The sequence below is a fragment of the Edwardsiella ictaluri ATCC 33202 genome, from assembly GCF_000264785.1.
GTDB lineage: Bacteria > Pseudomonadota > Gammaproteobacteria > Enterobacterales > Enterobacteriaceae > Edwardsiella > Edwardsiella ictaluri.
The window spans coordinates 1-21,927 of record NZ_AFJI01000033.1 but is presented as its reverse complement, the minus strand read 5'-3'; the positions used below and the strand labels follow the sequence as shown (position 1 = coordinate 21,927).

The 21,927-nt window shown below is 57.5% G+C and carries 22 protein-coding genes, 1 tRNA gene and 2 pseudogenes; 8 read left to right on the top strand and 17 right to left on the bottom strand.

The annotated features are described in order from the left end of the window. Window positions 1-585 precede the first annotated feature (585 nt). The 3 genes from mepA to prmB all read right to left on the bottom strand — a co-directional run bounded on the left by mepA (window position 586) and on the right by prmB (window position 3,528). On the bottom strand, window positions 586-1,410 hold the full coding sequence (mepA, locus tag EIEH_RS04160; RefSeq protein ID WP_015872022.1) for a penicillin-insensitive murein endopeptidase: 825 nt from the start codon (window positions 1,408-1,410) through the stop codon (window positions 586-588). A 13-nt stretch (window positions 1,411-1,423) separates the two neighbouring features. After that, a complete protein-coding gene (gene aroC / locus EIEH_RS04155; RefSeq protein ID WP_015872023.1) occupies window positions 1,424-2,509 on the bottom strand; it encodes a chorismate synthase in 1,086 nt (361 codons plus the stop codon). An 86-nt stretch (window positions 2,510-2,595) separates the two neighbouring features. Beyond that, complete coding sequence (prmB, locus tag EIEH_RS04150; protein ID WP_015872024.1) at window positions 2,596-3,528, bottom strand: 50S ribosomal protein L3 N(5)-glutamine methyltransferase; 933 nt, start codon at window positions 3,526-3,528, stop codon at window positions 2,596-2,598. A gap of 210 nt (window positions 3,529-3,738) precedes the next feature. Between prmB and smrB the strand changes: the two genes are divergently transcribed. Beyond that, window positions 3,739-4,284: an endonuclease SmrB gene (gene smrB / locus EIEH_RS04145; RefSeq protein WP_035608785.1), complete on the top strand. Its 546-nt coding sequence runs from the start codon at window positions 3,739-3,741 to the stop codon at window positions 4,282-4,284. A 50-nt stretch (window positions 4,285-4,334) separates the two neighbouring features. On the opposite strand, the gene sixA is transcribed toward smrB, so the two are convergent. Both sixA and EIEH_RS04135 read right to left on the bottom strand, forming a co-directional pair. Continuing rightward, entirely contained in the window at window positions 4,335-4,811 is a 477-nt protein-coding gene (gene sixA / locus EIEH_RS04140) for a phosphohistidine phosphatase SixA (protein ID WP_015872026.1), read from the bottom strand. 382 nt (window positions 4,812-5,193) lie between these two features. Then, window positions 5,194-5,490: a YfcZ/YiiS family protein gene (locus tag EIEH_RS04135; protein WP_015872027.1), complete on the bottom strand. Its 297-nt coding sequence runs from the start codon at window positions 5,488-5,490 to the stop codon at window positions 5,194-5,196. Between the two features lie 396 nt (window positions 5,491-5,886). On the opposite strand from EIEH_RS04135, the gene fadL reads away from it, so the two are divergent. Continuing rightward, window positions 5,887-7,203, top strand: coding sequence for a long-chain fatty acid transporter FadL (gene fadL / locus EIEH_RS04130; RefSeq protein WP_015872028.1), 1,317 nt, complete (start codon window positions 5,887-5,889; stop codon window positions 7,201-7,203). Between the two features lie 292 nt (window positions 7,204-7,495). Here the strand turns inward: fadL and mlaA are convergent, their stop codons facing one another. The 11 genes and pseudogenes from mlaA to EIEH_RS18380 form a co-directional block, all read right to left on the bottom strand. Further along, entirely contained in the window at window positions 7,496-8,263 is a 768-nt protein-coding gene (gene mlaA / locus EIEH_RS04125; protein WP_015872029.1) for a phospholipid-binding lipoprotein MlaA, read from the bottom strand. 70 nt (window positions 8,264-8,333) lie between these two features. Beyond that, on the bottom strand, window positions 8,334-9,548 hold the full coding sequence (gene ccmI / locus EIEH_RS04120) for a c-type cytochrome biogenesis protein CcmI (RefSeq protein ID WP_015872030.1): 1,215 nt from the start codon (window positions 9,546-9,548) through the stop codon (window positions 8,334-8,336). After that, window positions 9,545-10,048, bottom strand: a complete 504-nt coding sequence (locus tag EIEH_RS04115) for a cytochrome c-type biogenesis protein (RefSeq protein WP_015872031.1) — start codon at window positions 10,046-10,048, stop codon at window positions 9,545-9,547. The genes ccmI and EIEH_RS04115 overlap by 4 nt, the downstream gene beginning before the upstream one ends. Continuing rightward, complete coding sequence (locus tag EIEH_RS04110) at window positions 10,045-10,599, bottom strand: DsbE family thiol:disulfide interchange protein (RefSeq protein WP_015872032.1); 555 nt, start codon at window positions 10,597-10,599, stop codon at window positions 10,045-10,047. Before EIEH_RS04110 ends, EIEH_RS04115 begins: the two co-directional genes overlap by 4 nt. Beyond that, window positions 10,596-12,563 carry a heme lyase CcmF/NrfE family subunit gene (locus EIEH_RS04105; RefSeq protein WP_015872033.1) on the bottom strand — a complete coding sequence of 656 codons (1,968 nt, stop codon included), beginning with the start codon at window positions 12,561-12,563 and terminating at the stop codon, window positions 10,596-10,598. Before EIEH_RS04105 ends, EIEH_RS04110 begins: the two co-directional genes overlap by 4 nt. After that, window positions 12,560-13,084 (bottom strand): cytochrome c maturation protein CcmE, encoded by a 525-nt coding sequence (gene ccmE / locus EIEH_RS04100; RefSeq protein WP_035608796.1) that lies wholly within the window; start codon window positions 13,082-13,084, stop codon window positions 12,560-12,562. The genes EIEH_RS04105 and ccmE overlap by 4 nt, the downstream gene beginning before the upstream one ends. Beyond that, window positions 13,084-13,317 carry a heme exporter protein CcmD gene (gene ccmD, locus EIEH_RS04095; protein ID WP_015872035.1) on the bottom strand — a complete coding sequence of 78 codons (234 nt, stop codon included), beginning with the start codon at window positions 13,315-13,317 and terminating at the stop codon, window positions 13,084-13,086. The genes ccmE and ccmD overlap by 1 nt, the downstream gene beginning before the upstream one ends. Continuing rightward, window positions 13,314-14,066, bottom strand: coding sequence for a heme ABC transporter permease (locus EIEH_RS04090; RefSeq protein ID WP_015872036.1), 753 nt, complete (start codon window positions 14,064-14,066; stop codon window positions 13,314-13,316). The genes ccmD and EIEH_RS04090 overlap by 4 nt, the downstream gene beginning before the upstream one ends. Before the next feature lie 175 nt (window positions 14,067-14,241). Then, entirely contained in the window at window positions 14,242-14,901 is a 660-nt protein-coding gene (gene ccmB / locus EIEH_RS04085; RefSeq protein WP_015872037.1) for a heme exporter protein CcmB, read from the bottom strand. Beyond that, complete coding sequence (ccmA, locus tag EIEH_RS04080; RefSeq protein WP_015872038.1) at window positions 14,898-15,521, bottom strand: cytochrome c biogenesis heme-transporting ATPase CcmA; 624 nt, start codon at window positions 15,519-15,521, stop codon at window positions 14,898-14,900. The genes ccmB and ccmA overlap by 4 nt, the downstream gene beginning before the upstream one ends. A 366-nt stretch (window positions 15,522-15,887) precedes the next feature. Beyond that, window positions 15,888-16,692: pseudogene (locus EIEH_RS18380) on the bottom strand (IS5 family transposase). A 425-nt stretch (window positions 16,693-17,117) separates the two neighbouring features. On the opposite strand from EIEH_RS18380, the gene EIEH_RS04075 reads away from it, so the two are divergent. The 4 genes from EIEH_RS04075 to EIEH_RS04060 all read left to right on the top strand — a co-directional run bounded on the left by EIEH_RS04075 (window position 17,118) and on the right by EIEH_RS04060 (window position 20,275). After that, window positions 17,118-17,327, top strand: coding sequence for a DUF1656 domain-containing protein (locus EIEH_RS04075; RefSeq protein ID WP_015872040.1), 210 nt, complete (start codon window positions 17,118-17,120; stop codon window positions 17,325-17,327). Between the two features lie 11 nt (window positions 17,328-17,338). Then, on the top strand, window positions 17,339-18,328 hold the full coding sequence (locus EIEH_RS04070) for an HlyD family secretion protein (RefSeq protein WP_015872041.1): 990 nt from the start codon (window positions 17,339-17,341) through the stop codon (window positions 18,326-18,328). A gap of 8 nt (window positions 18,329-18,336) precedes the next feature. Continuing rightward, on the top strand, window positions 18,337-20,001 hold the full coding sequence (locus tag EIEH_RS04065; protein WP_015872042.1) for an FUSC family protein: 1,665 nt from the start codon (window positions 18,337-18,339) through the stop codon (window positions 19,999-20,001). Between the two features lie 199 nt (window positions 20,002-20,200). After that, a tRNA-Arg gene (locus EIEH_RS04060) sits at window positions 20,201-20,275 on the top strand. Window positions 20,276-20,353: 78 nt separating this feature from the next. On the opposite strand, the pseudogene EIEH_RS17300 reads toward EIEH_RS04060, so the two are convergent. Beyond that, a pseudogene (locus tag EIEH_RS17300) lies at window positions 20,354-20,540 on the bottom strand (IS1 family transposase); the annotation flags it as partial. 294 nt (window positions 20,541-20,834) lie between these two features. Between EIEH_RS17300 and EIEH_RS04055 the strand changes: the two are divergent. Next, window positions 20,835-21,233, top strand: a complete 399-nt coding sequence (locus EIEH_RS04055; RefSeq protein ID WP_015872044.1) for an InvB/SpaK family type III secretion system chaperone — start codon at window positions 20,835-20,837, stop codon at window positions 21,231-21,233. A gap of 82 nt (window positions 21,234-21,315) precedes the next feature. After that, window positions 21,316-21,927: hypothetical protein (locus EIEH_RS19480; RefSeq protein ID WP_204365806.1), on the top strand; the 612-nt coding region annotated here is incomplete at its 3' end.

Genomic DNA, 21,927 nt, shown 5'->3' with positions numbered 1-21,927 from the left:
GATCACCGCTTATCCCGTACGTGATCAGCCCCCTGTCACCGGTCCGATCGCGGCCTGATGTCAGGGGGCTGGTCCGTAAGAAACGGAGATGGAGCAAAGTCCCTGCCGGAACAGGCCGCAACCTCTGCCGCCCTGTAACCATTCCGCCTGGAGATCAGACTATGCACACAGGAGGGTTGCTCAGGCAGATTCCCGCACCCCTCTCCTACGGGCTATTTAACGATATCCTCCGCAGCGGAAACCTGCGTATCGGGCGTATCCTCTCCCGGGGTACACATGAATGGGTTCTGCTGCTATAGGGGGCCAGCCTCCGTATCGGGCTGCTGACGCGACAGGGAGAGGCTGATACGCCTTAGAAGCGGAGGAGTACATCAATCTGTCGGCCCACCCGCGCCACAGGGCAGAATCGACCGCCCCGGACCAGCGTCTGGCTTACCCCCTGCTATGGCTGACACACTCCCCGCACTGAAGCGGCGGGCGGACACCCTAACTAACGCGGTACCGGCACTCTGCCAGCACCTCTCACTGATGGCCCGGTGTCGCGATAATGGCCTGAAGACCACGGCAGGCGCGGCGAGCGGCGGCTTAGCCCTGAAGTTGCGCCAGCAGCGCCTGACACGTCGGTGGCAGCGGCGGTGGCGTCTGTGGCCTGGACGGCGCACTGCGCGACGGCGGAGGCAAGAACCAGCTGGCCAGCTCCGCACCGCAGCCATCGCCCGGAGGAGGCGGCGTTTGCGCCTCACAGGCCGCGCTACCCGGTGGACAACGCAGGCGCACATGCATATGGGCACGATGGGCAAACCACGGGCGTACTTTATGCAGCCAGCCGCGATCGCCGTCGGCCGTGTCGCACAGCTGACGCTTGATCGCCGGGTTGACAAAAATGCGCACCACCTGAGGATCCTGCGCCGCCAGCCTAATCAGCTTACCGATCTGCGGCGTCCAGCGCGATGGGATCACCCTGTCAGCGCCGACGGCCACCAGATCCTGTGGTACCGGCTGCCGCAGCTGCTGCTGCGTCCAGCGCACCTGGGGCAGCTGTAGCCAGATGTCCACATCCAGCCCCGACTGATGGCTGGCGTGACCGCCGTTGAAGCTCCCGCCGGCCGGCATCGCCATATCGCCGATCAACAGCGTACCCAGATGCTGCGCACGGACCTCGGTACCCAGACGCTCCACGAACGCCAACAGCGTCGGATGGCCGAAGTAGCGCAGCTGCTCACTGCGCATAACCTGATAGTTCTCCGACGCCAGCGGCAGTGCCCGGGCGCCGATGATACAGCCATTGGCGTAACTGCCGATGGCCTGCGGCGCACCGGCCACCGGTTGGGTAATGCGTTGCCAGGGCGTCTGAGCCAGCGCCGGCAACGCGCACAGCGCCGCCAGCCATAACCACGCACATTTACTCACTGTGACCACTCCTTTACCAGCGTGGCACCGTACAGGCGACATCCGCACACTGCGCACGCTGGCGCAGCAGATGATCCATCAGCACCAGTGCCATCATTGCCTCGGCGATCGGCACCGCCCGGATCCCCACGCAGGGGTCGTGACGGCCGTGGGTGACTATGGTCGTCGCCTCGCCGGCGCGGGTAATGGTCTGCCCCGGCACCATAATGCTTGACGTCGGCTTTAGCGCCAGGCGCGCCAGTAGCGGCTGACCGCTGCTGATCCCGCCCAGAATGCCACCGGCATGATTGCTGAGAAATCCCGACGGACTGATTTCATCGCGATGCTCGCTGCCACGCTGCCCCACCACCGCAAAGCCATCGCCTATCTCTACACCCTTAACTGCATTGATGCTCATCAGCGCATGGGCCAGGTCGGCGTCCAGACGATCGAAGACCGGATCGCCCAGTCCGGGGGGAACCCCGGTCGCCATCACCGTCACTTCGGCGCCGATCGAGTCTCCGCACTTCTTCAGATCGCGCATCAGGGCATCCAGCGCCTCCAGCTGCTGTGCATCAGGACAGAAGAAGGGATTCTGCTCTACCTGCGCCCAGTCGTACTGACGGCAGACGATATCGCCCATCCGGCTCAGGCAGGCGCGGATAACGATGCCATGCTGCTGCTGAAGGTATTTTTTAGCGATCGCACCGGCGGCGACGCGCATCGCGGTTTCCCGCGCCGAAGAGCGTCCACCGCCCCGGTAGTCGCGCAGTCCATACTTCTGCTCATAGCTGTAGTCGGCGTGGCCCGGGCGAAACAGATCCTTGATGGCGCTATAATCCTGCGAGCGCTGATCGGTGTTCTCGATCAGCAGTCCAATACTGGTACCGGTGGTCACTCCCTCAAAGACACCCGAAAGGATCCGCACCCGGTCCGCCTCACGCCGCGCCGTGGTATAGCGCGACGCGCCGGGGCGACGGCGATCGAGATCGTGCTGCAGATCCGCCTCACTCAGCGCCATTCCCGGCGGAACGCCGTCCACAATGCAGCCCAGCGCCGCACCGTGTGACTCGCCGAAGGTGGTTACTCTGAATACCTGGCCAATGCTGTTTCCCGCCATGTCACTCTCCTGGTTGCCCTGACGCCATCAGGGGACTGCCTGTCTCTGCATCCGGTAAAGGGGGAGGCCCGCCACCTGCCCCGCGGTCAGCTGCGGTAAAGCGCGAAATGATCCGCGCACTCCAGTAACTGCTGACGCGTCAGCATAAAGACGCCGTCGCCGCCGTTATCAAACTCCAGCCAGACAAACGGGAGCTCTGGATACTGCGCCATCAGATGCACCATGCTGTTGCCCACTTCACAGATCAATACCCCATCATCGCTCAGATAGTCCGGCGCGCAGGCCAGGATACGGCGTACCAGTTTCAGGCCATCGCTGCCGGCGGCCAGTCCCAGCGCCGGTTCATGACGAAACTCATCGGGCAGATCGGACATGTCCTCTTCATCAACATAGGGCGGATTGGTCACGATCAGGTCATAGCGCAGCGGCGGCAACTCACGGAACAGATCGGAGCGGATCGGCGTCACTTGCTGCTCCAGGCCGTGCTGCTGAATGTTATGCTCCGTCACCGCCAGCACATCGCTGGAGATATCCACCGCGTCCACTTCAGCCTGCGGGAACGCATAGGCACAGGCGATGGCGATGCAGCCGCTGCCAGTGCACATATCCAGAATATTCCGCGGCTCATGACCGATCAGACCGGAGAAGCGATTATCGATAAGCTCGCCGATCGGCGAACGCGGCACCAGCACCCGCCCGTCCACATAGAACTCATGCCCGCAGAACCAGGCCTTATTGGTCAGATAGGCGACAGGAATACGCTCATTGATACGGCGGATCACCCGCTCAACGATACGGTGACGCTCACTCAGGGTCAGACGGGCGCTACGCATATCCTCGGGAATGTCCATCGGCAGATAGAGCGTCGGCAGCACCAGTTGCACCGCCTCATCCCACGCGTTATCCGTGCCATGGCCGTAGTAAACCTCAGCGGCGTTAAAGCGGCTGACGGTCCAGCGCAGCATATCCTGAATGGTGTGCAGTTCGTTTACCGCCTCATCGACGAAAATCTTGTCCAAAGTAGCCTCCAGCAGCGCTCGGAAAGTCATGCCTCACGACATGGATTACATAATATTGGGTAATACCCGTCAGGGTATAGCGGCTGTAGTGTGCCATGAAGCCACGGACAAATCAGCAAGGATCCGCTGCCGACGGCGGTTTTACTTAGCGCGACGTCCATCTGCGGTTACACTGTGATTATCAGTAAGAAATCAGCGAACCGTCACAGTATGAGCAAGAAACATTCCATCAACGGCGATGACGCCGCCCTGTTCCACACCGTCGTCGCCGGTATCCGCCCCCTGAGCCAGGACAAGGTGACCCATCGCCCGGCGCGCCTGACGCGCCAGGTGGCGCCGCAAAAGGTGTTGCAGGAGCAGATCGACGCCAGCTTCTATTTTTCCGATGAGTTTCAACCCAACTTAAGCAGCGACGGGCCGACCCATTACGTTCGCCCTGACGTCAGCCACTTTGAGCTGAAGCAGCTGCGCCGCGGCGACTATACACCAGAGATGTTTCTGGATCTGCACGGCCTGACCCAGCTACAGGCCAAACAGGAGCTGGGCGCGCTGATTGCCGCCTGCCGCCGTGAGCACCTCTGTTGCGCCTGCGTCATGCACGGTCACGGCAAACACGTCCTCAAACAGCAGACGCCGCTGTGGCTGGCACAGCATCCCGACATTCGCGCCTTTTACCAGGCACCGCGCGAATGGGGCGGCGATGCCGCGCTGCTGGTGCTCATTGACGTTGATGAGCGGGAGGTGCCGCACCTCTGAGGCGCGGGATCCACGACGGCCGCCGTCGGATGATGGGGCCGAAGAGAAGATCAGAGGCCGTCGGCCAGCTGGGATGGGCTCACCTGCCACTCCAGCTCACCCGTCGCCCCGTCCAGGGTCACCGCAGCGATAGCCGAGGTCGAAAACATCGGCGGCATCTCCTGTGGACAGAGGGCAGAAACCAGATAGCCAACCAGCGGCAGGTGTGAGATCACCAGCACCCGCTGCGACGCCTGCTGTGACAGCACCTCAAGATAGCTGGCGGTAACATTGGCATCACCGCCCGGCACCAGATCATCCAGAGTCTCGGCCTCGCCCGGCAGCGGCAGCACCTCACGCACCGCGGCCAACGTCTGCTGCGCCCGCAGATAGGGGCTGACCAGCACCCGATCGATTTTTCCAGCCTGGCTGGCCAGCCAGGCCGCCATACGAACAGATTCAGCATGACCGGCCTGCGTCAACGGACGCTGCGCATCGCTGGCGGCCTCAAGCGCCGCCTCACCGTGACGCATAATAAAAACTTGCATATTGCACCGCTACTGTTGGTAAAAGCCGCCGCTACCGTGCGTGACCTTTACACCCTGATGGAAAGAAAATATCGTTGCTCAATGCATCCTTTTCCCGGACAAGCCGGAAGAGCAAAGGATCGCTGTGGGGCTACCACCGATTTGTTGTTATCACGAGGCGGCACGCACCGTTATAAAGCACGCAGTTGACAACACACCCCGTACACCGCAGGGACGAAAGCTACCCCGTTCACCGCAGACTGTACAGTGCTTAAAGATAAAAGAGTTGCAGCCAGTGATCCGGCGCCCCCCTCTGCGGCTGACCTGACGCCATCGGCCGACACGGTGGATAACCTCAGGTTACAAAAAACGCACGGTATCCCGTGCGTTTTTACCCCCGTGCTTAGCGCAAACCCAGCTGGAAAATCAGCGTCTCAGCCTGACAGCAGAACAGAAAATCGATATTCAGTTCAAAGCCCTGTGCATTCTGCGCAATGCTGCTGGTGATCTGACACGGCTCTGACGCAACGGACTGCGCCTTTTCCGTCAGCTGAGCCAGCATTGTCTGAGCCTCATCCTGACTGGCAAATAGATGACGGTAAGATGCGGGACAGTCGGTATTGTCCATTACGGTACCTACGTCTACACAACAGCATGCCGCGGTTTCAGTCGCGCTGCATTTATTGATTGCATCGGTCATTTCGCTTGTCTCCTCAGTGGGGCAACTGCCCCGATAGTCGGGCCAATGGTGATCTGGCTCAAAAAACAGGATATTGATGCTTATTTTACCCCGCCCGCCTTTTTCACACTAGCGCCAGAAGGACGGAATTACCCATCACGCTAAAATGACATAATCTCGGCTGATCGCGGTATTTTTAGCCTATTCCTTCCCAACTCGGCAATAAATCGATAATAAACATAACAAATTAAAAACAGTAAGCAAATGAAGTTAAAGATAAATTTTGCAATGCTCAGCTATTGTCCCATACCGATATGACACTGGTCTGATTTGTTAGGCCGCTGCTCCCCCCTACAATCCGTGCTCCTTGTTACGACGTGTAACATTATTTAAAAAGAGTTCTACGAGGCTTCGGATATGCGCCAGAAAAAACTGTTTACTCGATCGGCGTTAGCCGCGGCGGTAGCACTACTCTCTTCCAACGTCAACGCAGCGGGTTTTCAGCTCAATGAATTCTCCGCGGCCGGACTGGGCCGCGCCTTCTCCGGCGAAGGGGCCATGACCGATACACCGGCCTCCGCCAGCCGCAACCCGGCAGTGCTGAGCACCTTCGACCGCCCGGCCATCTCCGTCGGCGGCATTTATATCGATCCCGGCGTCGATATCACCGGAACATCACCGACCGGCCAAAGTCTGAACGCGCACAACATCGCGCCGAGCGAGCTGATCCCCAACCTGCACTACGTGCAGCCGCTGAACGAACACTGGTCCATCGGCGCCTCCGCCACCAGCAACTACGGTCTCGCCACCGATTTTAACGATAATTACACCGCTGGCGCCTTTGGCGGTACCACCGATCTGATGACCGCCAACTTTAATCTGAGCACCGCCTACCGCCTCAACCAGCAGCTGAGCTTCGGCCTAGGTATCAACGCGGTATACGCCAAGGCAAAGATCGAACGCTATGCCGGCGATCTGCCGCAGATGCTGGCCACCAAGCTGCCGCAGCCGTATCAGTCAATGGCCATGAACATTCCCGCCAATACCCAAATCGCCCACCTGAAAGGCAACACCTGGGGCTATGGCTGGAACGCCGGGATCCTGTACCAGGTAGACGAGCGTAACCGCTACGCCCTGACCTACCGTTCAGAGGTAAAGCTCGACTTTAAAGGCGACTACAGCAGCGCCCTGCCCGCTAATCTGAACCCAATCCTGGGCGTCATCGGTCTGCCGATGGGCAGCAGCGGTCAGGTGATCCCCGGCAAGCTGAGCATGACCCTGCCGGCGATGCTGGAGGTCTCCGGTTATAACCGCGTGGCATCGCAGTGGGCTATCCACTACAGCCTGGCCTATACCACCTGGAGCCAGTTTAAAGAGCTGAAGGCCACCAATGACAACAACGATACCCTATTCCAGAAAGATGAGCAGTTCCACGATGCTTATCGTATGGCACTGGGGGCCACCTACTACTACGACGATAGCTGGACCTTCCGCGGCGGCGTGGCCTTTGACGCGACGCCGGTACCGGCCGAGCACCGCTCTATCTCCATTCCGGATCAGAACCGCGCCTGGCTGAGCGGCGGCTTCAGCTACGCCTTTAACCGCGATCTCTCCGTGGACGTTGGCGCCTCCTATATGCACGGCTCCCACGTTAACTTCAAGGAAGGCCCCTATACCTTCCGCTCCGTCGGTAAGGCCTGGCTGTACGGTGCCAACCTGAACTACGCTTTCTGATAGTGACGCTACCGGAAACCGAGCGCCCCTGTGGGGGCGTTTTTTTTATCTCCACCCCCACGACCACCCCCAAAGCAGTACCGGCAATGATGGCGATAGACAACCCGATCGGGCGTACCAAAAGAGGCTGGCTTTGCGCGGAAAAGCAGCCCATGTTCTTTGGCATCTGTTGATATGCCGAGAGAGGTGATCGGACGCAGACGCGGGAGAGGCCACAGAAGGGGAGATACGAATGTCGTCAGCAACGTGCTAAAAAGCGGGTGCTCGTCGGGCACCCACGTCGCCAAATACCTCAGTTGGCCGAGTCGATATCTTTCAAATCATCCTGGATCGCCTGGGCATTGGGATTGGCCTCTGGCTGAACCTGGCCGCCGTTGACCAGAAAGTCATTGTACTGGAAATAAGCCTCGCGCACCGTGATGTACGGATCGGGCGAGTTACGCAGCAGACCATCGGAGTCCAGCAGCTGAGCCCGGGTTTCAATACCTTCCAGCGCCCACTTACCGGCCGACATCCAGAAGGTCAGCCATCCCAGCGGTGGGTAGAGGTAATCCACCGAATTCCCCCCCTCCTGACGCAGGGTAAAGCTACCGTAGCCCGGCAGCACCAGGTAGGGCCCATAGGGAATGTGGTAGTAGCCCAGCGTACTGCCGAAGCGCTGCGGATCCTGTTTGCTCAGCTTATCAGGGTTAGCCATCGCCGCAACGTCAATCAGCCCCCCTATCCCCAGCGTCGTGTTGAGGAAAAAGCGGTTAAGGTGGCGAAAGCCATCATAAATCCGCCCTTCGGCAAAACAGTTCACCATGCTGGCTGGCTCCGCCAGGTTAACGAAGAAATTCATCAGACCATTACGCGCCGGGCTGGGAACATAATCACGCCATACCACAGCAACCGGCCGTACCAAATAGGGGTCAAGGTAATCATAGTTAACGTTGAACATGGCCCGGTTAAAGCCCTCCAGCGGATCCGATCGCCCCTGTGTATCCTGCCGGGAAGATCCCGTGGCACAACCGGCCAGTACCACGCTTGCCAGGGCCACCCCCGCCAGACGAGATTTCATAATTTGCTCCATAAACCAGAGCGCCCCTCAACGGGGCGCCCTTCAACAGCCTTACACTTCGCCCAGCCGCTTAAGGTACCTGACGGCTAAGGGTTATCGCCACCATTTTACCGCTAGTATAGCGTAAAACGGCACTTTCTCCGAACACATCGCTCTGCCCGTCCGCCTCTGCGCCCGGCGGCACCACCAATACCCGTATTTTAAACTGCGCCAGCGAAGAGAGCAGCCGATCCGGCATCATCGCATCGCTATCTGACAGGGTCACCGTCTGCGGGAAATGGCCCAGCGGTAGCCGTTTCACCGCCACCGGCAGCGGGTTGTTGCCGTCGGTCAGGGTAATCATCAGCTGACTGCCGGACGGTAGCTGACGCTCGAGTGCCGGATCCATGCTGATCTCGACCCGCACCTGCGCAGCATCGGTTCCCGCCTGTACCCGCGCCTGCGCAATGCTGCGTTCGATCATATCACGGCGCCGATCATCTGGCGGCAGCAGCTTCAGCATCATCTCCCAGGCACCGATCGCCTGGCGGAACTCGCCCTGTTCGAAAGCGTTAAACGCCAGTAGGCTCAGCACCTGAGTATTCTGGTGATCCTGGCTAAGCAGACGACGCAGCAGCACGGTGGCCTCGCGGTTATCCTGTGCGTCACTGGAGCGCGTCAGAACCTCAGCATAGCCCAGCGCCACCTCAGGCTCGCCGGGCGCCAGCTTATAGGCATGGGCAAAAGCCTGCGTGGCCGTCGTTGCGTTATTCAACGTCATCCCGATCCGCCCCAGCATCACCCAGTCCGCCACGTTGTCCGGCTGCGACTGTAGCTCGGTGCGCAGCCCCAGCCCCAGGCGTGTCAGCTCCTCGCGATCCAGCGGCTTCTGATCCTCACTCATCACCCGCCCACGCAACTGCGGCAGCTGCGTCATCACTTGCCGCCACTCGGCCACCTGACTCCAGCCACCGGTTTTCAGGTAACAGCCCAACGACAGCGCCACCAACACCAGCACGCCCGGCAGCAACGCCCAGCGCCCGATCGGCTGAACACGCTGCACCGCCTGCTTCGGCACATCATTCAGCAGGTTATGCTGCAGATCCGTCAACATCTCCGCGTGGCCTTCCACCAGCCCCTGCGCCTCATCCTGCTCCAGTTCACGCAGGCGCTGATGGTACAGCTGGGTATTCAGGCGATCGCGATCCGCCCCGTCGTTGCCGCGCGGCGTACGCAGCGCCGGGATCAACAATAGCGCTGCGGCGACGGCCAGCAACAGTAGCACTATCAGCCAAAAGGTTATCATCGCGGCTCTCCGTCACGCTCTTGGTTAAGCAAGCGCCGCAGGCGCTGCCGCTCGGCCTCGCTGAGGTCAGCCTGCGCCACCTCGCTATCGCGCAGCGCCACGCGCGCCGGACGGCGACGGGCCAGACGCACCAGTACCCACCCCCCGCCCAGGATCGCCAGCAGCGGCCCGATCCACAGGATCAGGGTCGCCGGCGTCACCGGTGGCTCATAGGTGACAAAGTTGCCGTAACGCGCCACCATGTAATCCACCACCTGCTGCTGGCTATAGCCCTGCTGCATCAGCTCATACACCTTCTGGCGCATGTCCGAGGCGATGATGGCGTTGGAGTCGGCAATGCTGTTGTTCTGACACTTGGGGCAGCGCAGCTGCTCCGTCAGCTCGCGGTACTGCTGCTCCTGCGCCTCGCTGGTAAAGTTATAGGTATCGATCACCGCCGCCCACAGGACGCCGGGCAACAGCAATCCCAGCGCCAGCAGGGCTCCGCGTAGTCCCGTCATGATTGACCTCCCTGATATTTCAGCCACAGCGGTTCAATCTCTTCCTTCCAGATTCGTTCATTAAGATCGCCGGCGTGACGATAGCGAACGATGCCGTTGCCGTCGATCAGGAAGGTCTCCGGTGCACCGTAAACCCCCAGATCCAGCCCCAGCATGCCGTCACCGTCATACAGGCTCAACGCATAGGGATTCCCCAGCTCGTTCAGCCATTTTATCGCCTTCTGACGGTCATCCTTATAATTCAGGCCGACCACCCGGACTCCGCGCGCCGCCAGGGTATTCAGATACTGATGTTCGGCATAGCAGGTTGGGCACCAGGTGGCCCATACGTTCAGCAGCAGCGGCTTTCCGTCGCGCAAAACCGACTGGCTGTAGGTTTTTCCCGGCGTATCCAACGAGGCAAGGCGGAACTCAGGTACCGGCTTACCGATCAGCGCCGACTCCAGCATCGTGGGGTCTTCGCCGCTGGCGTTACGCTGCAGCTGGATCAGAAACGCCAGCACCAGCAGTAAAAACAGCGCCAGCGGAATAAAAAGCAGTTTACGGTTCATGCCGTTTTCTTCTCCTGAGCATCCTTGGCGCGACGCGCGCTGCGGTAACGTGGATCCAGCATGCACAGCATCCCACCGAGCGACATCAGCACGCCACCGTACCAGATCCAGCGAACAAAAGGTTTGTAGTACAGCCGGACGGCCCAGACGCCATCATCCAGCTCCTCGCCCAGCGCGGCATACAGATCCCGCGTCAGGCCACCGTCTACCGCAGCCTCGGTCATCATGCTGCGCGCGTTGGTATAGAAGCGCTTCTCGGCGCGCAGCGTGGTCTCCGGCCTACCGTTACGCAGCACGTCGATCAGTGCCTCGCCGCCGCTGTAGTTCGGACCGCTGATCTCATGCACATCGCGGAAGACAAAGCGGTAGTCGCGGATCTGCAGGGTGTCACCGGACTTCATTCGCACGTCACGCTCAATGCTGTAGTTTTGGCTGAAGGCAATGCCGATTACCGTCACCGCCACCCCGAGATGGGCCAGCACCATACCCCACTGACTGCGCGACAGCTTACCCAATCCGCGCCAGAAACCATCGCGATGGGCCGCCCGCTGGTACAGCTCCACCAGCGTCAGCACCACCACCCACAGAGCCATCAGCAGTCCCAGCACCGTCATGGCCACAATGCTATCCTGCAGCAACCACGGCAGCAGCAGCGCCAGCGCCGCGCTGAGCACCAGCGCAGCCAGCAGCGGCGTGCGCAGGCGGCCCAGCGAATCTCGACGCCAACGCACCAGGGGGCCAACGCCCAGCAGCAGGGCGAACGGCACCATCAGATAGGTGAACATGGTATTGAAGAACGGCTCACCGATGGAGATGCTGCCCAGTCCCAGCTGCTTATGCACCAGCGGCAGCAGCGTCCCCAGCAGCACCACCAGCGTCGCGGCCACCAACAGCACGTTGTTCCCCAGCAGCAGCGTCTCGCGGGAGAACAGCTCATGGCGGGTATGACTGCGCACCTGACCGCCGCGCAGCGCATACAACAGCAGCGAACCGCCGATCACCACCACCAGATAGGCTAAAATGAACATGCCGCGCGCCGGATCGGAGGCAAAAGCGTGGACGGAGACCAGCACCCCGGAGCGCACCAGGAAGGTACCCAGCAGGCACAGCGAGAAGGAGGTGATGGCCAGCAGCACCGTCCAGGCCTTAAAGGTGCCGCGCTTCTCGGTCACCGCCAGCGAATGCAGCAGGGCGGTGCCGGTCAGCCAGGGCATCAGAGAGGCATTTTCCACCGGATCCCAGAACCACCAGCCGCCCCAGCCCAGCTCATAGTAGGCCCAGAACGATCCCAGGACGATCCCCAGCGTCAGAAACACCCAGGCGGCCATGGTCCAGGGACGCGACCAGCGAGCCCAGGCGGTGTCCAGACGCCCGGCCATCAGCGAGGCGATGGCAAAAGCAAAGGCGACGGAAAAACCGACATAGCCCATGTACAGCAGCGGCGGGTGGAAGATCAGCCCAACGTCCTGCAGCAGTGGGTTCAGATCCCGCCCATCGATAGGAAAGCCGGGCAGCGTGCGAATAAACGGATTGGAGGTCAGCAGAATAAACAGCAGGAAGCCAATGTTGATCATCCCCATCACCGACAGCACCCGCGCCACCGAATCCAGCGGCATGCGACGGCTCAGCAGCGATACCGCCAGCGTCCACCAGCTGAGCAGCATCACCCACAGCAGCAGTGACCCCTCATGGGATCCCCAGGTCGCGGCAATACGGAAGTAGACCGGCAGCTGCGAATTGGAGTTGGCTGCTACGTAGGCCACGCTAAAATCATTGGCGATAAAGGCATACACCAGGCAGATAAAGGACAGGGTTATGGTGGCGAACAACCCAAAGGCCAGCGGCCGAGCCAGTGCCATCATGCGCCGATCGCCGCGCGCCGCGCCCCAGCAGGGGTAGACGCTGAGCAGCACGGAAAGCGCCAGCGCCAACGACAGTAAAAAGTTACCGATCTCTGGGATCATAATGGGTTACCGTCCCGTTGCTCTGCGCCCGATACGGACTGATGAGAGTTCTCTTTCACCGCCGCCTCGATCTCCGGCGAATGATTCTCTTTCATCGCTTCCTCAATCTCCGGCGGGGTATATTTTTCATCATGTTTGGCCAGCACCTCTTTGGCCTGAATCACGTTGCCCGGCGCCAACACCCCCTGAGCGACCACCCCCTGCCCTTCACGGAACAGGTCGGGCAGAATGCCGTTGTAGGTCACTCCGACCACTCCACGGGCGTCATACAGCTTGAAGCTCACCTTCAGGCTATCAGCGTCGCGCTGCACCGAACCGGGCATCACCATGCCGCCGATACGCAGGCGCTGGCCCACCTCCGGCTTCTCATGCTGTGCCCCTTTCCCCATGATGATTTCACCGGGGGTGTAGAACAGGTCGATGTTGGCACGCAGGGCATACAGCACCAGCGATACCGTGACGGCCAGCCCCAGCAAGACACCCACGGCCAGGTATAAACGATGTTTACGTCGTGAATTCATCATATGAGGTCACTCTCCCGGTTATTGTCACCCATAGCCTGCTGCGCCTGGCGTATCCGTTGTTCCCGCGCCTGATGGCGGCGGATCTCGCCAAACAACGCGCGTCGGCGCAGGCGGGTATGCAGCACCACCCCCAGCAACGGCAGCAGCGTCAGTGCAACCGACAGCCAGACATAGAAGGCATAGCCGCCCATCGCAAAAAACGCCTGCCAGGAAACAAAGAACGGTGTCATTGCGGGCGCCTCCCTGGAGAAACCGACGACGACAGCAATGCGGCGACCCAGGGGCGGTGCCGCTCCTGCTGCAGAATAAGGTTACGCAGGCGCATCAGCGTCAGCGTGGCAAAGAAAAACAGGAAACCAAAGATACTCAGCCGCAGCGGGGCACGCATGCTGGGATCGATGCTCTGCTGCATATTGCTGGATCCCTGGTGCAGCGTGTTCCACCACTCTACGGAAAAGTGGATGATCGGCAGGTTGACCACCCCGACCAGCACCAGAATGCCCGCGGCCCGCCCGGCGAGACGTCGATCCTCAAAGGCGTTATACAGGGCGATAACCCCCAGGTAGAGAAACAGCAGCACCAGCTCGGAGGTCAGACGGGCATCCCACACCCACCAGGTGCCCCACATTGGCTTACCCCAGGCCGAGCCGGTCGCCAACGCAATAAAGGTAAACACCGCGCCGACCGGTGCCATGGCCGCACCGACCAAATCCGCCATCTTCATCTGCCAGACCAGCCCGACAAAGGCTGCCACGGCCATGCCGGCGTAGATCCCCATCGACCAGATAGCTGCGGGAACGTGCAGATACATAATGCGGTAGCTGTTGCCCTGCTGATAGTCGGCCGGTGCAAAGCCGAATCCCCAGATCAGGCCGGCCAGAAGAAACAGGATACCAAGCCCCCCCAGCCAGGGGGTCAGTCTGCCGCACAGCCGATAGAGCCGTTCCGGCATGGCAAGCTGATGAAGCCATTTCCACATAGCGATTGCTCACAATTGTAATGAATGGTCCGGGCTGAAGCCCGGAATGATGAAAACTCATTCAAATTCAGCATTTATATACAATAAACGCCGCAAATTTTGTCCTGCAGATAGCCTTGGTATCAACATGGTTTTAGTTATCGCTGCATATAAGAATCGGCCTATAACTGTCACCCTACTGAATACTTACCCGTAACGCGGCGGCGGCGGCAAAGGGCGCCAGCGTCATGCTGCCCACCAGCATCGCCCCCAGGATCGCCAGATAGCCGCTGATGGGCATCCCCATCGAGGCCGCATCGATGGCCGAGGTGGCGAAAATCAGCACCGGGATATACAGCGGCAGCACCAGCAAGCTCAGCAGCACCCCGCCCTTGCGCAGCCCGACCGTCAGCGCGACCCCGATAGCCCCGATAAAGCTCAGGGTCGGCGTACCGAGCAGCAGCGTCAACGCGACGGCCTGCCAGGTCGCCGCGTTAAATGACAGCAGCAGCGCCACCAGCGGTGACAGGATCAGCAGCGGCAATCCGGTCAGCAGCCAGTGGGCGATCACCTTGGCCAGCACCGTCAGCGTCAGCGGCGCCGGGAGCAACACCAGCTGCTCCAGCGAGCCGTCCAGAAAATCGTCCCTGAACAGCCGCTCCAGCGACAACAACGCCGCCAGCAGCGCCGCGACCCAGACGATCCCCGGTGCAATGCGCGCCAGCAGCTGCGGCTCCGGGCCGATGCTCAGCGGGAACAGCGTGACCACAATCAGAAAAAACCATAGCGGATTGATAATTTCCGCTCCGCTGCGCAGCGCGATGCGGAGCTCACGCCGAATGACCGCCAGTATCATACCGCCCTCTCCTCACCGCGCAGACGCAGGCGACGCATGGCGGGATAATTCAGCTCCTGATGGGTCGTCAGCACGATAGCGCCCCCGGCCGCACAGTGGCGCTCAAACAGCCCGATCAGCCGGGCCACCCCGAGTTTATCGATCGCCGTCAGCGGCTCATCCAGGATCCACAGCGGCGCCTGGCTCAGCCACAGGCGCGCCAGTGCCACCCGGCGCTGCTGCCCCGCCGACAGCTGGGCGACAGGAACATCTTCAAAGCCAACCAGCTCGACCTGCGCCAGCGCATCCCAAATCGGGGCCTCATCGGCCCGCCCCAGTACCCGGCAGTAAAACGCCAGGTTCTCAAACGCCGTCATCACGCTTTTGACGCCGGGGTGATGCCCTAAGTACAGCAAATTCTGCTGATATATCTCACGCTGGCGACGGATGGAGTGCCCCTGCCACAGGACTTCGCCGCGATCCGGTAAGGCCAGCCCCGCCATCATTCGTAACAGCGTGGTCTTTCCCGCCCCGTTAGGCCCCTCAATCTGAATGATCTCCCCCGCCTGTACCCGAAAGTCCAGATCGTCAAACAGCACACGCTCATCGCGGCGGCATCCCAGCCGGGAAATGGTCAACATGGATAGATTCTGTCCTGATTTTAATCGCTGCATAATAGCATAAGCTCTTCATCCCCCGAACCCCCGTAAACTCCCTCCACCTAACTCATTTGGGGTAAAATAACGCGTGGGATCAAGGATAAACACCGGTTAGATCCCGCTAAGGCATCTAAAATGCCGCCCATGCCGACGTAGTTCACATTTTACCGCCCGGCGCGTGGTCAGTCGGCAGCGGGAAAGGCGTCGGGAGAGACGCAGCGCGAACAAGGGGGCGAAGAACACGCTCGCGTCAGCCTCCGCGCACCATACGCTTTCCCCGGCAACCGATAATCATCGCCCGGCGCAACGGAGGTTTCATTATTTCTTGGGGCCTATCCCAATAGGTTTTTACTCCAGAAATAAAATGATGCCGCAGGAAAAATACAGCATGACCTCATAGTTTCCGGCCTTTTTCTCCCGGCGAGTCAGGATGCGGCAGCTGCGGTTCGCCCCGCGGGGCATTTCCCCATGACTCTGCCATGTGCTTTAACATCCACCGTTCTGATGGCATCGGCCTCCTTTTTTCGTGGCCGGGTATGCAGTTCATGACGACGGCTTTTCGGGGAGTCCTCCAGCCCTTCGGCTGCATAAACGTTATCCATGTACAGATTAAGCCTTCTGCCGGTTCTGCCCGTCGGAAGAGCAGTGAGAGTCTCTGCAACCCGCGTGATGCCGAGAGTGTTTGCCCCTGCGACGGCCGGTGCGGTGAGAGCGGAAATCCATTCCCGTCTGTCATCAGACTTCACCTTACTCCCCCCGCATCCCTCTGTCTGTGGGATTGTGGCCTGTTTTTTTTAAACCGGTCAGCGGTGCACCCATTCACCGATAACCATGCTCTGTCGATGGCATCCAACTGCTCACAGGCACGCAATCCGTTCTGCCAGAACCGTTCAACACCCCCGGCATCACACCATTCCTGGAAACGACGATGGGCAGAGCATGATGGGCTGATATCTGTCGCGTTGGGTGCACTCCACTGGCAACCCCTTCTGAGCACAAAGAATACGGCGTTCATTACCGCACGATGCTCAACGTGTTTACGGTGTCTACCCAGAAGATGAAGGGGTTTATGCCCAGGGATAAGTGGTGCCATCTTTTCCCGGGTTGATCGCAGATCAGCTGCCTGCCATATTTCGCTCTCAGAAATTGTCATGATGTATTAACTGACAACTCCTTTTAGGATAGGCGATTAATTATATTATGCTGATATATAAAGAATATATATTATAAAAACAAATACCACCATTGCAGATTAAAAAGCATGGTCCTCGCCGTCCTCCGAATGGGATCCCCCGGCGTTACAGCACATACAACCCGTGATGCTGGGTGCATCTACACTCACCTGCCCATTGCACCACTCGCGCTGACACAACGGATGACAGCGATTATAATAACATGATAAATATGATTATTTTTCTTATAAACCCGATCAATCCAGACAGTGCGTGGGCTTTATGTATGCAATATCTTTGCTTATAAAAATCTGTTTCATTATCACACGAAATAGTAATGTATATTATCAATAGTGTGATATATAATACCAAAATAGAACTACTATTATAATAACTGTAGGTAATCATGGAACTCTTTAACGATATCGTGTTGCTGAATGCCTTTATCCCCAAGCTGGTGGTCTTAGGCATTCTTTGTTTCATTATCACTCAGCTGTCGGTGAAATTTGCCGCACGCTATCGTCTATTAAGCTATTTCTGGCATCCACGTCTGATCGTCTGGGCTTATGCATCAGCCATCTATGCATTACTGGTTATCGCCATCATTTATATTTAACAGGTTATGATATGTTAAAGTCACCCGCTTCACGCACGGCGCTATTTCTCGCCATTACCTTCTCGATCATTATCTTTGGCATCCACAAGTACAACCAGCAACTGAGTACCCGCCATGGCGTTGTGCGGGCGAATATCATCGATATCGCGCCTCAGGTGAGCGGTCTGGTTACTCAGGTCAATGTGCGCCACAATCAGTCAGTCAAAAAGGGGGAGCTGCTTTTTTCCATCGACGACAGCGACTACAAGATCAGCGTCCAGAAGGCCCAGGCGAATCTGGCTAACGTCGAACAACAGCTGTTAGAGCAGAGCGCGGCGGTTCTCTCGGCCAAGGCGGCGCTGCAAAACGCGCAGAGCCAATGCAGCTATATGCAGGCAAACTTCCAGCGCATCAGTAACCTGAAGCAACGTGATTTTGCCTCGACCAATGATTACCAGCAGGCCGGGACGGATCTCAGCGTGAGCAAGGGAAATGTGGCCACTGCGCAGGCACGTCTGCAGCAGGCAATCGCCGCACGCGGTGCCATCGGCCCGGACAACGCCCAGCTGCTGACCGCCAGGGCAGCCTTGGCCAAGGCCGAGCTGGATCTCTCCCGTACCCGGGTCTATGCGCCCAGCAACGGCAACATCGCCACGGTCAACCTGAACGCAGGCGACTACGCTCGTCCCGGCAGCGCGGTTCTGGCTGAGGTCGATACCGATAATGTCTGGGTTGAGGGCGCCTTCCCGGAAACCGTCATCACCGGCATTCGCGTCGGCGATAAGGCCAGGATCTACCTGATGGCCGATACCAACACCGTCTACCACGGCCATGTACAAAGCATCGGCTCGGCGATCAACTCCAAAGAGTTGCCAAATCCGGGCTTACTTTCTGAACTGCCGCAAGTCTTTGACTGGGTTCGCCTGGCGGAAAACGTTCCGGTCAATATTCAATTGGATCCCGGTACCAATATGGAGAATCTCATTCCGGGACTCAGCGCGACCGTCAATATCATTAAGTAAGGCGCCCCATGCTACTGCAAAGTTTAAAAGCCCTGCGGCTCACCCTAGCCGTCATGCTCTCGCTCTATATTGCCATGCGACTGGGGATGCACTCGCCGGATTGGGCCGTAACCAGCGCGCTGATCGTCTCGCTGGGAACGATCGGCCAAATTCGCAGCCGCTGGTGGCAGCGCATCGTCGGTAACTTTGTCGGTGGCAGCATCGGATTTTTCGTCATCTGGTGGCTAGCGCAGGATCCCTTCAGCATCATGCTCTGCGCTGCGCTGTTTGGCAGCGTCTGCACCTACATCAGCCTGACCCATTTCCAATACAAGGATATGTGGCGTTGGGTGATTATCGGTTTCATCATCGTCTTTAGCGCCTCTCTCTCCAGTCCCAGCCGCGCCTTCAGCGTATTGTTCGACCGCGTAGGCTGCGTGTTCATTGGCTCCTCGGTGATCTTCATATTCAACCTGCTGTGGCCGCTGGAGTATGCCGCGTCATGGCAGAAGCAGTATCACGCAATCCTGGAAAAGCTGGACACCCTACTCAATAAAGACGATGCGGATGCGGTGGCGTTATACCTGGAGCTATCGCAAAAGATCGACCTGTTGCGCCAATCTCTGTCCTTAAACTATGGCGACTACCGAATCATCTATGCCCATGAATACAATGTAATCAATAGCATCTATGCGCTAGAGAAGTTCAGCCGTCACCTCTATTCCCTACGGATGCAACACGCCCTGGATAGCCAGACTAAAGCATGGATCAGCGCGGCTATCACTGCGGTCAAGGCGTATGAGCCCATCCCCCCGGTTACGATGGCACACTCATCGCGCTACGCCTCACTGCTGACGCTAATCGCCGCCGATCTGCACAGCATCGTGCAGAAAAATGCCAGCACTGATGCGCAAAGCCGCTTTCGCTGGCAGTGGCAAAACCGCATGTTCAGCGCCGGAACCGACTCCGCCTTTACCAGCTCACTGCTGTTCTTCGTCAGCTGTATTCTGAGTCTGCTGCTCTGGCGTTATGGCTGGCCCGGCGGTCCGCAGGTAATGCTCTTGACTGCGGTGCTTTTGGTCATGTGTCAATACGGTGAGCGCATGTCGCCCAAAGGGTTCGCCATCGGCTTTAGCATCGGCACGCTATTCGCCTTCCCGATCTTTATTTTTCTATTGCCTAACCTACACAACGCCAACGCATTCTGGCTCAGTATGTTGTTAATCTATTTTCCGGTGGCCTTTGTGATGAATGGACAATACAAAGTACGGGCGATCCCCTTGATTGCCTTTGCCGTCGCCGTCATGATCAACGCCAACAGCCACAACTACGTGCCCGGCAATGACTATTTTAACGGTTACACCACCTTCCTGTTCGCCCTGATCGCCGTCATCACCATCAGCTCGGCTGTGCTGAGTCTGCTGGTGGTGAACGATACCGAGACCCGCCTCAAGGCACAAATCGAAGGATGGGCCAAAGAGCGCCAGCGTTTTCTCAGCCACCGCGGCCAGGAACGGAGCAAGATACTGGTACGCCTGGAGCGCCGCACCGATATCATCCTCAGCCTGTACAGCAAACTCGATCCGGCGCAGCAGGAGATTTGGCGTAAAAGGATATCAGCGATACCATTGATGCTGACGCGTATCCAGCGCTGGGAGTATCTCGAAACACCCGCCACATCGACGAGCGCCTGATACCCATAGGGTTACGCCACCACCGGATCCCCCGTTCAGCGAGGAGCCGTAGACTGCGCATTTAGCAGGCAGCAGTGCGTAAAAATAACGCGTTCTCTCCCTTATCCCCCAGTTCGGCTTGAAAAAAAGAGAGGGAATACGGTAGGATAGCTCAACGCTTCAGCACGGATAGCGCCGCAGCGTCACATCTTATTTGCGTGTTCCCTTAGTTAAATGGATATAACGAGCCCCTCCTAAGGGCTAGTTGCAGGTTCGATTCCTGCAGGGAACGCCATAATCACATCTCAGCAAGTCCAACTCACTCCATAACTTACTGAATTAAAACTCAATTTCTTGTTGGTGATGCCTCTAGTCAGTCGAAGTGGTACCTTTCGATAAAGGCACCCATCACCTGATCATGGAGCTCCACAGAGCGAGAGAAGCAGATGGTTTTAGAGCGAATCGCTTGATGCGTGTTCTGAACGTCAGGTCAGGTTGTTACGCTCAATGCGCTGCATGAAGATTTTCCCGCTCAGATGCATCTCGCGGGGAACCTCCCTAAATAGCCGCGCCGAATACCGCTACACTTTTGCCAGCCCATGTTTACCTCCGGGGTGGGCTCAGTCCACCATACGCATCATATAAAAAACAAAATTTCATTAATTTATAAAGTAAAAATAGGAAAGTACTATAGATAAAATAATGATAGTGAAGCCTCTCACCGAAGTGGTGAATTCATCACACAAAATCACGAAAAATCAACATATAATCAACGAAGAGATTCTATTCCAAGCTAATTTTTTACAAATTGAATGATTAGTATATCATGATACAAATAGTGATGGAGACTGTCTGTGATTATCGATAGGCAAATAATTAAAGAAGTATTGATTTCATTTGGCTTACCTCGTGCAATTATTGATGAAATGGATAATTACCCTGCTATATCAATGCATATACAAGACACTCCGGATGTTTTTATTTCTTGTCATGATGACAAACTGTGGATGTGGAGTTTATTACCGTTTGGGCTGAATAAAATAGACTCACCTGGCGCGTTAAGAATTATTGATATTTTATCTTCCACACTTAACGGCGCTGATGGCGCTGGAGTTTTCATGTTACAAACAGACAATGGCTTGGAGTTAAAGGCATCAATGACTGCAACAAATTTCAACTCAAGCGAATCCGTAAAGTTAACTATCGAAGGGTTTATCAGAAAATTGCAGGGAATTATCTCAGAAGTTAATTGAACACATGGGAAATTATCTCATGAGTTAATTAAATGGATGGGAAATTATCTCAAAAGATAATCAAACACACAGGATATTATCTATGCCAAATATAACCATACAGACCGGCCAGCCTACTGTAGGCCTTAATCCGATGAGACACGTTTCAAGCGTCTCATCATTGATGACAGGAGTAAGCTCCTCCAATGCCAGTAGTCCTATATCCAATCAACATGAGAGGGTTACGCTATTCTTAGGAACGCCACAAAGTGCCGATATCACAATGGAGAAGGATCTTCTTTCTACTATAGGTGGCTACCTGCATCGCCTAGGGAATAAGGATTTAGCACAGTATCCTTTGGTCTTTTCGACTAGACAAGGGTATGAGACATTCTGTCAACTACGGGACAAGCTTCCGGAGGCGTCAGCAACTCCGCCTCCGCGAAGTAATGACGACAAAGGCCTAAATCATGCTTTTCTTTATGCAATAAAGAACATAGACGCGCACTACGCGGGGGATTTTAATTTTAATCCGGATCAAAAAATATACATCGTTGGCGGAGGGAAGGCAGGGCTAGACGCTATAACGGTTGGTGATAGATACTTTACCATGGGGATGGTTGCACAAATACTCTCTAATATCGGTGTACACCAAGATACCAAAGATATCCGATTAACGAGCAGCGCTTCTGCTGATGCGACGGTAGTCGATGGA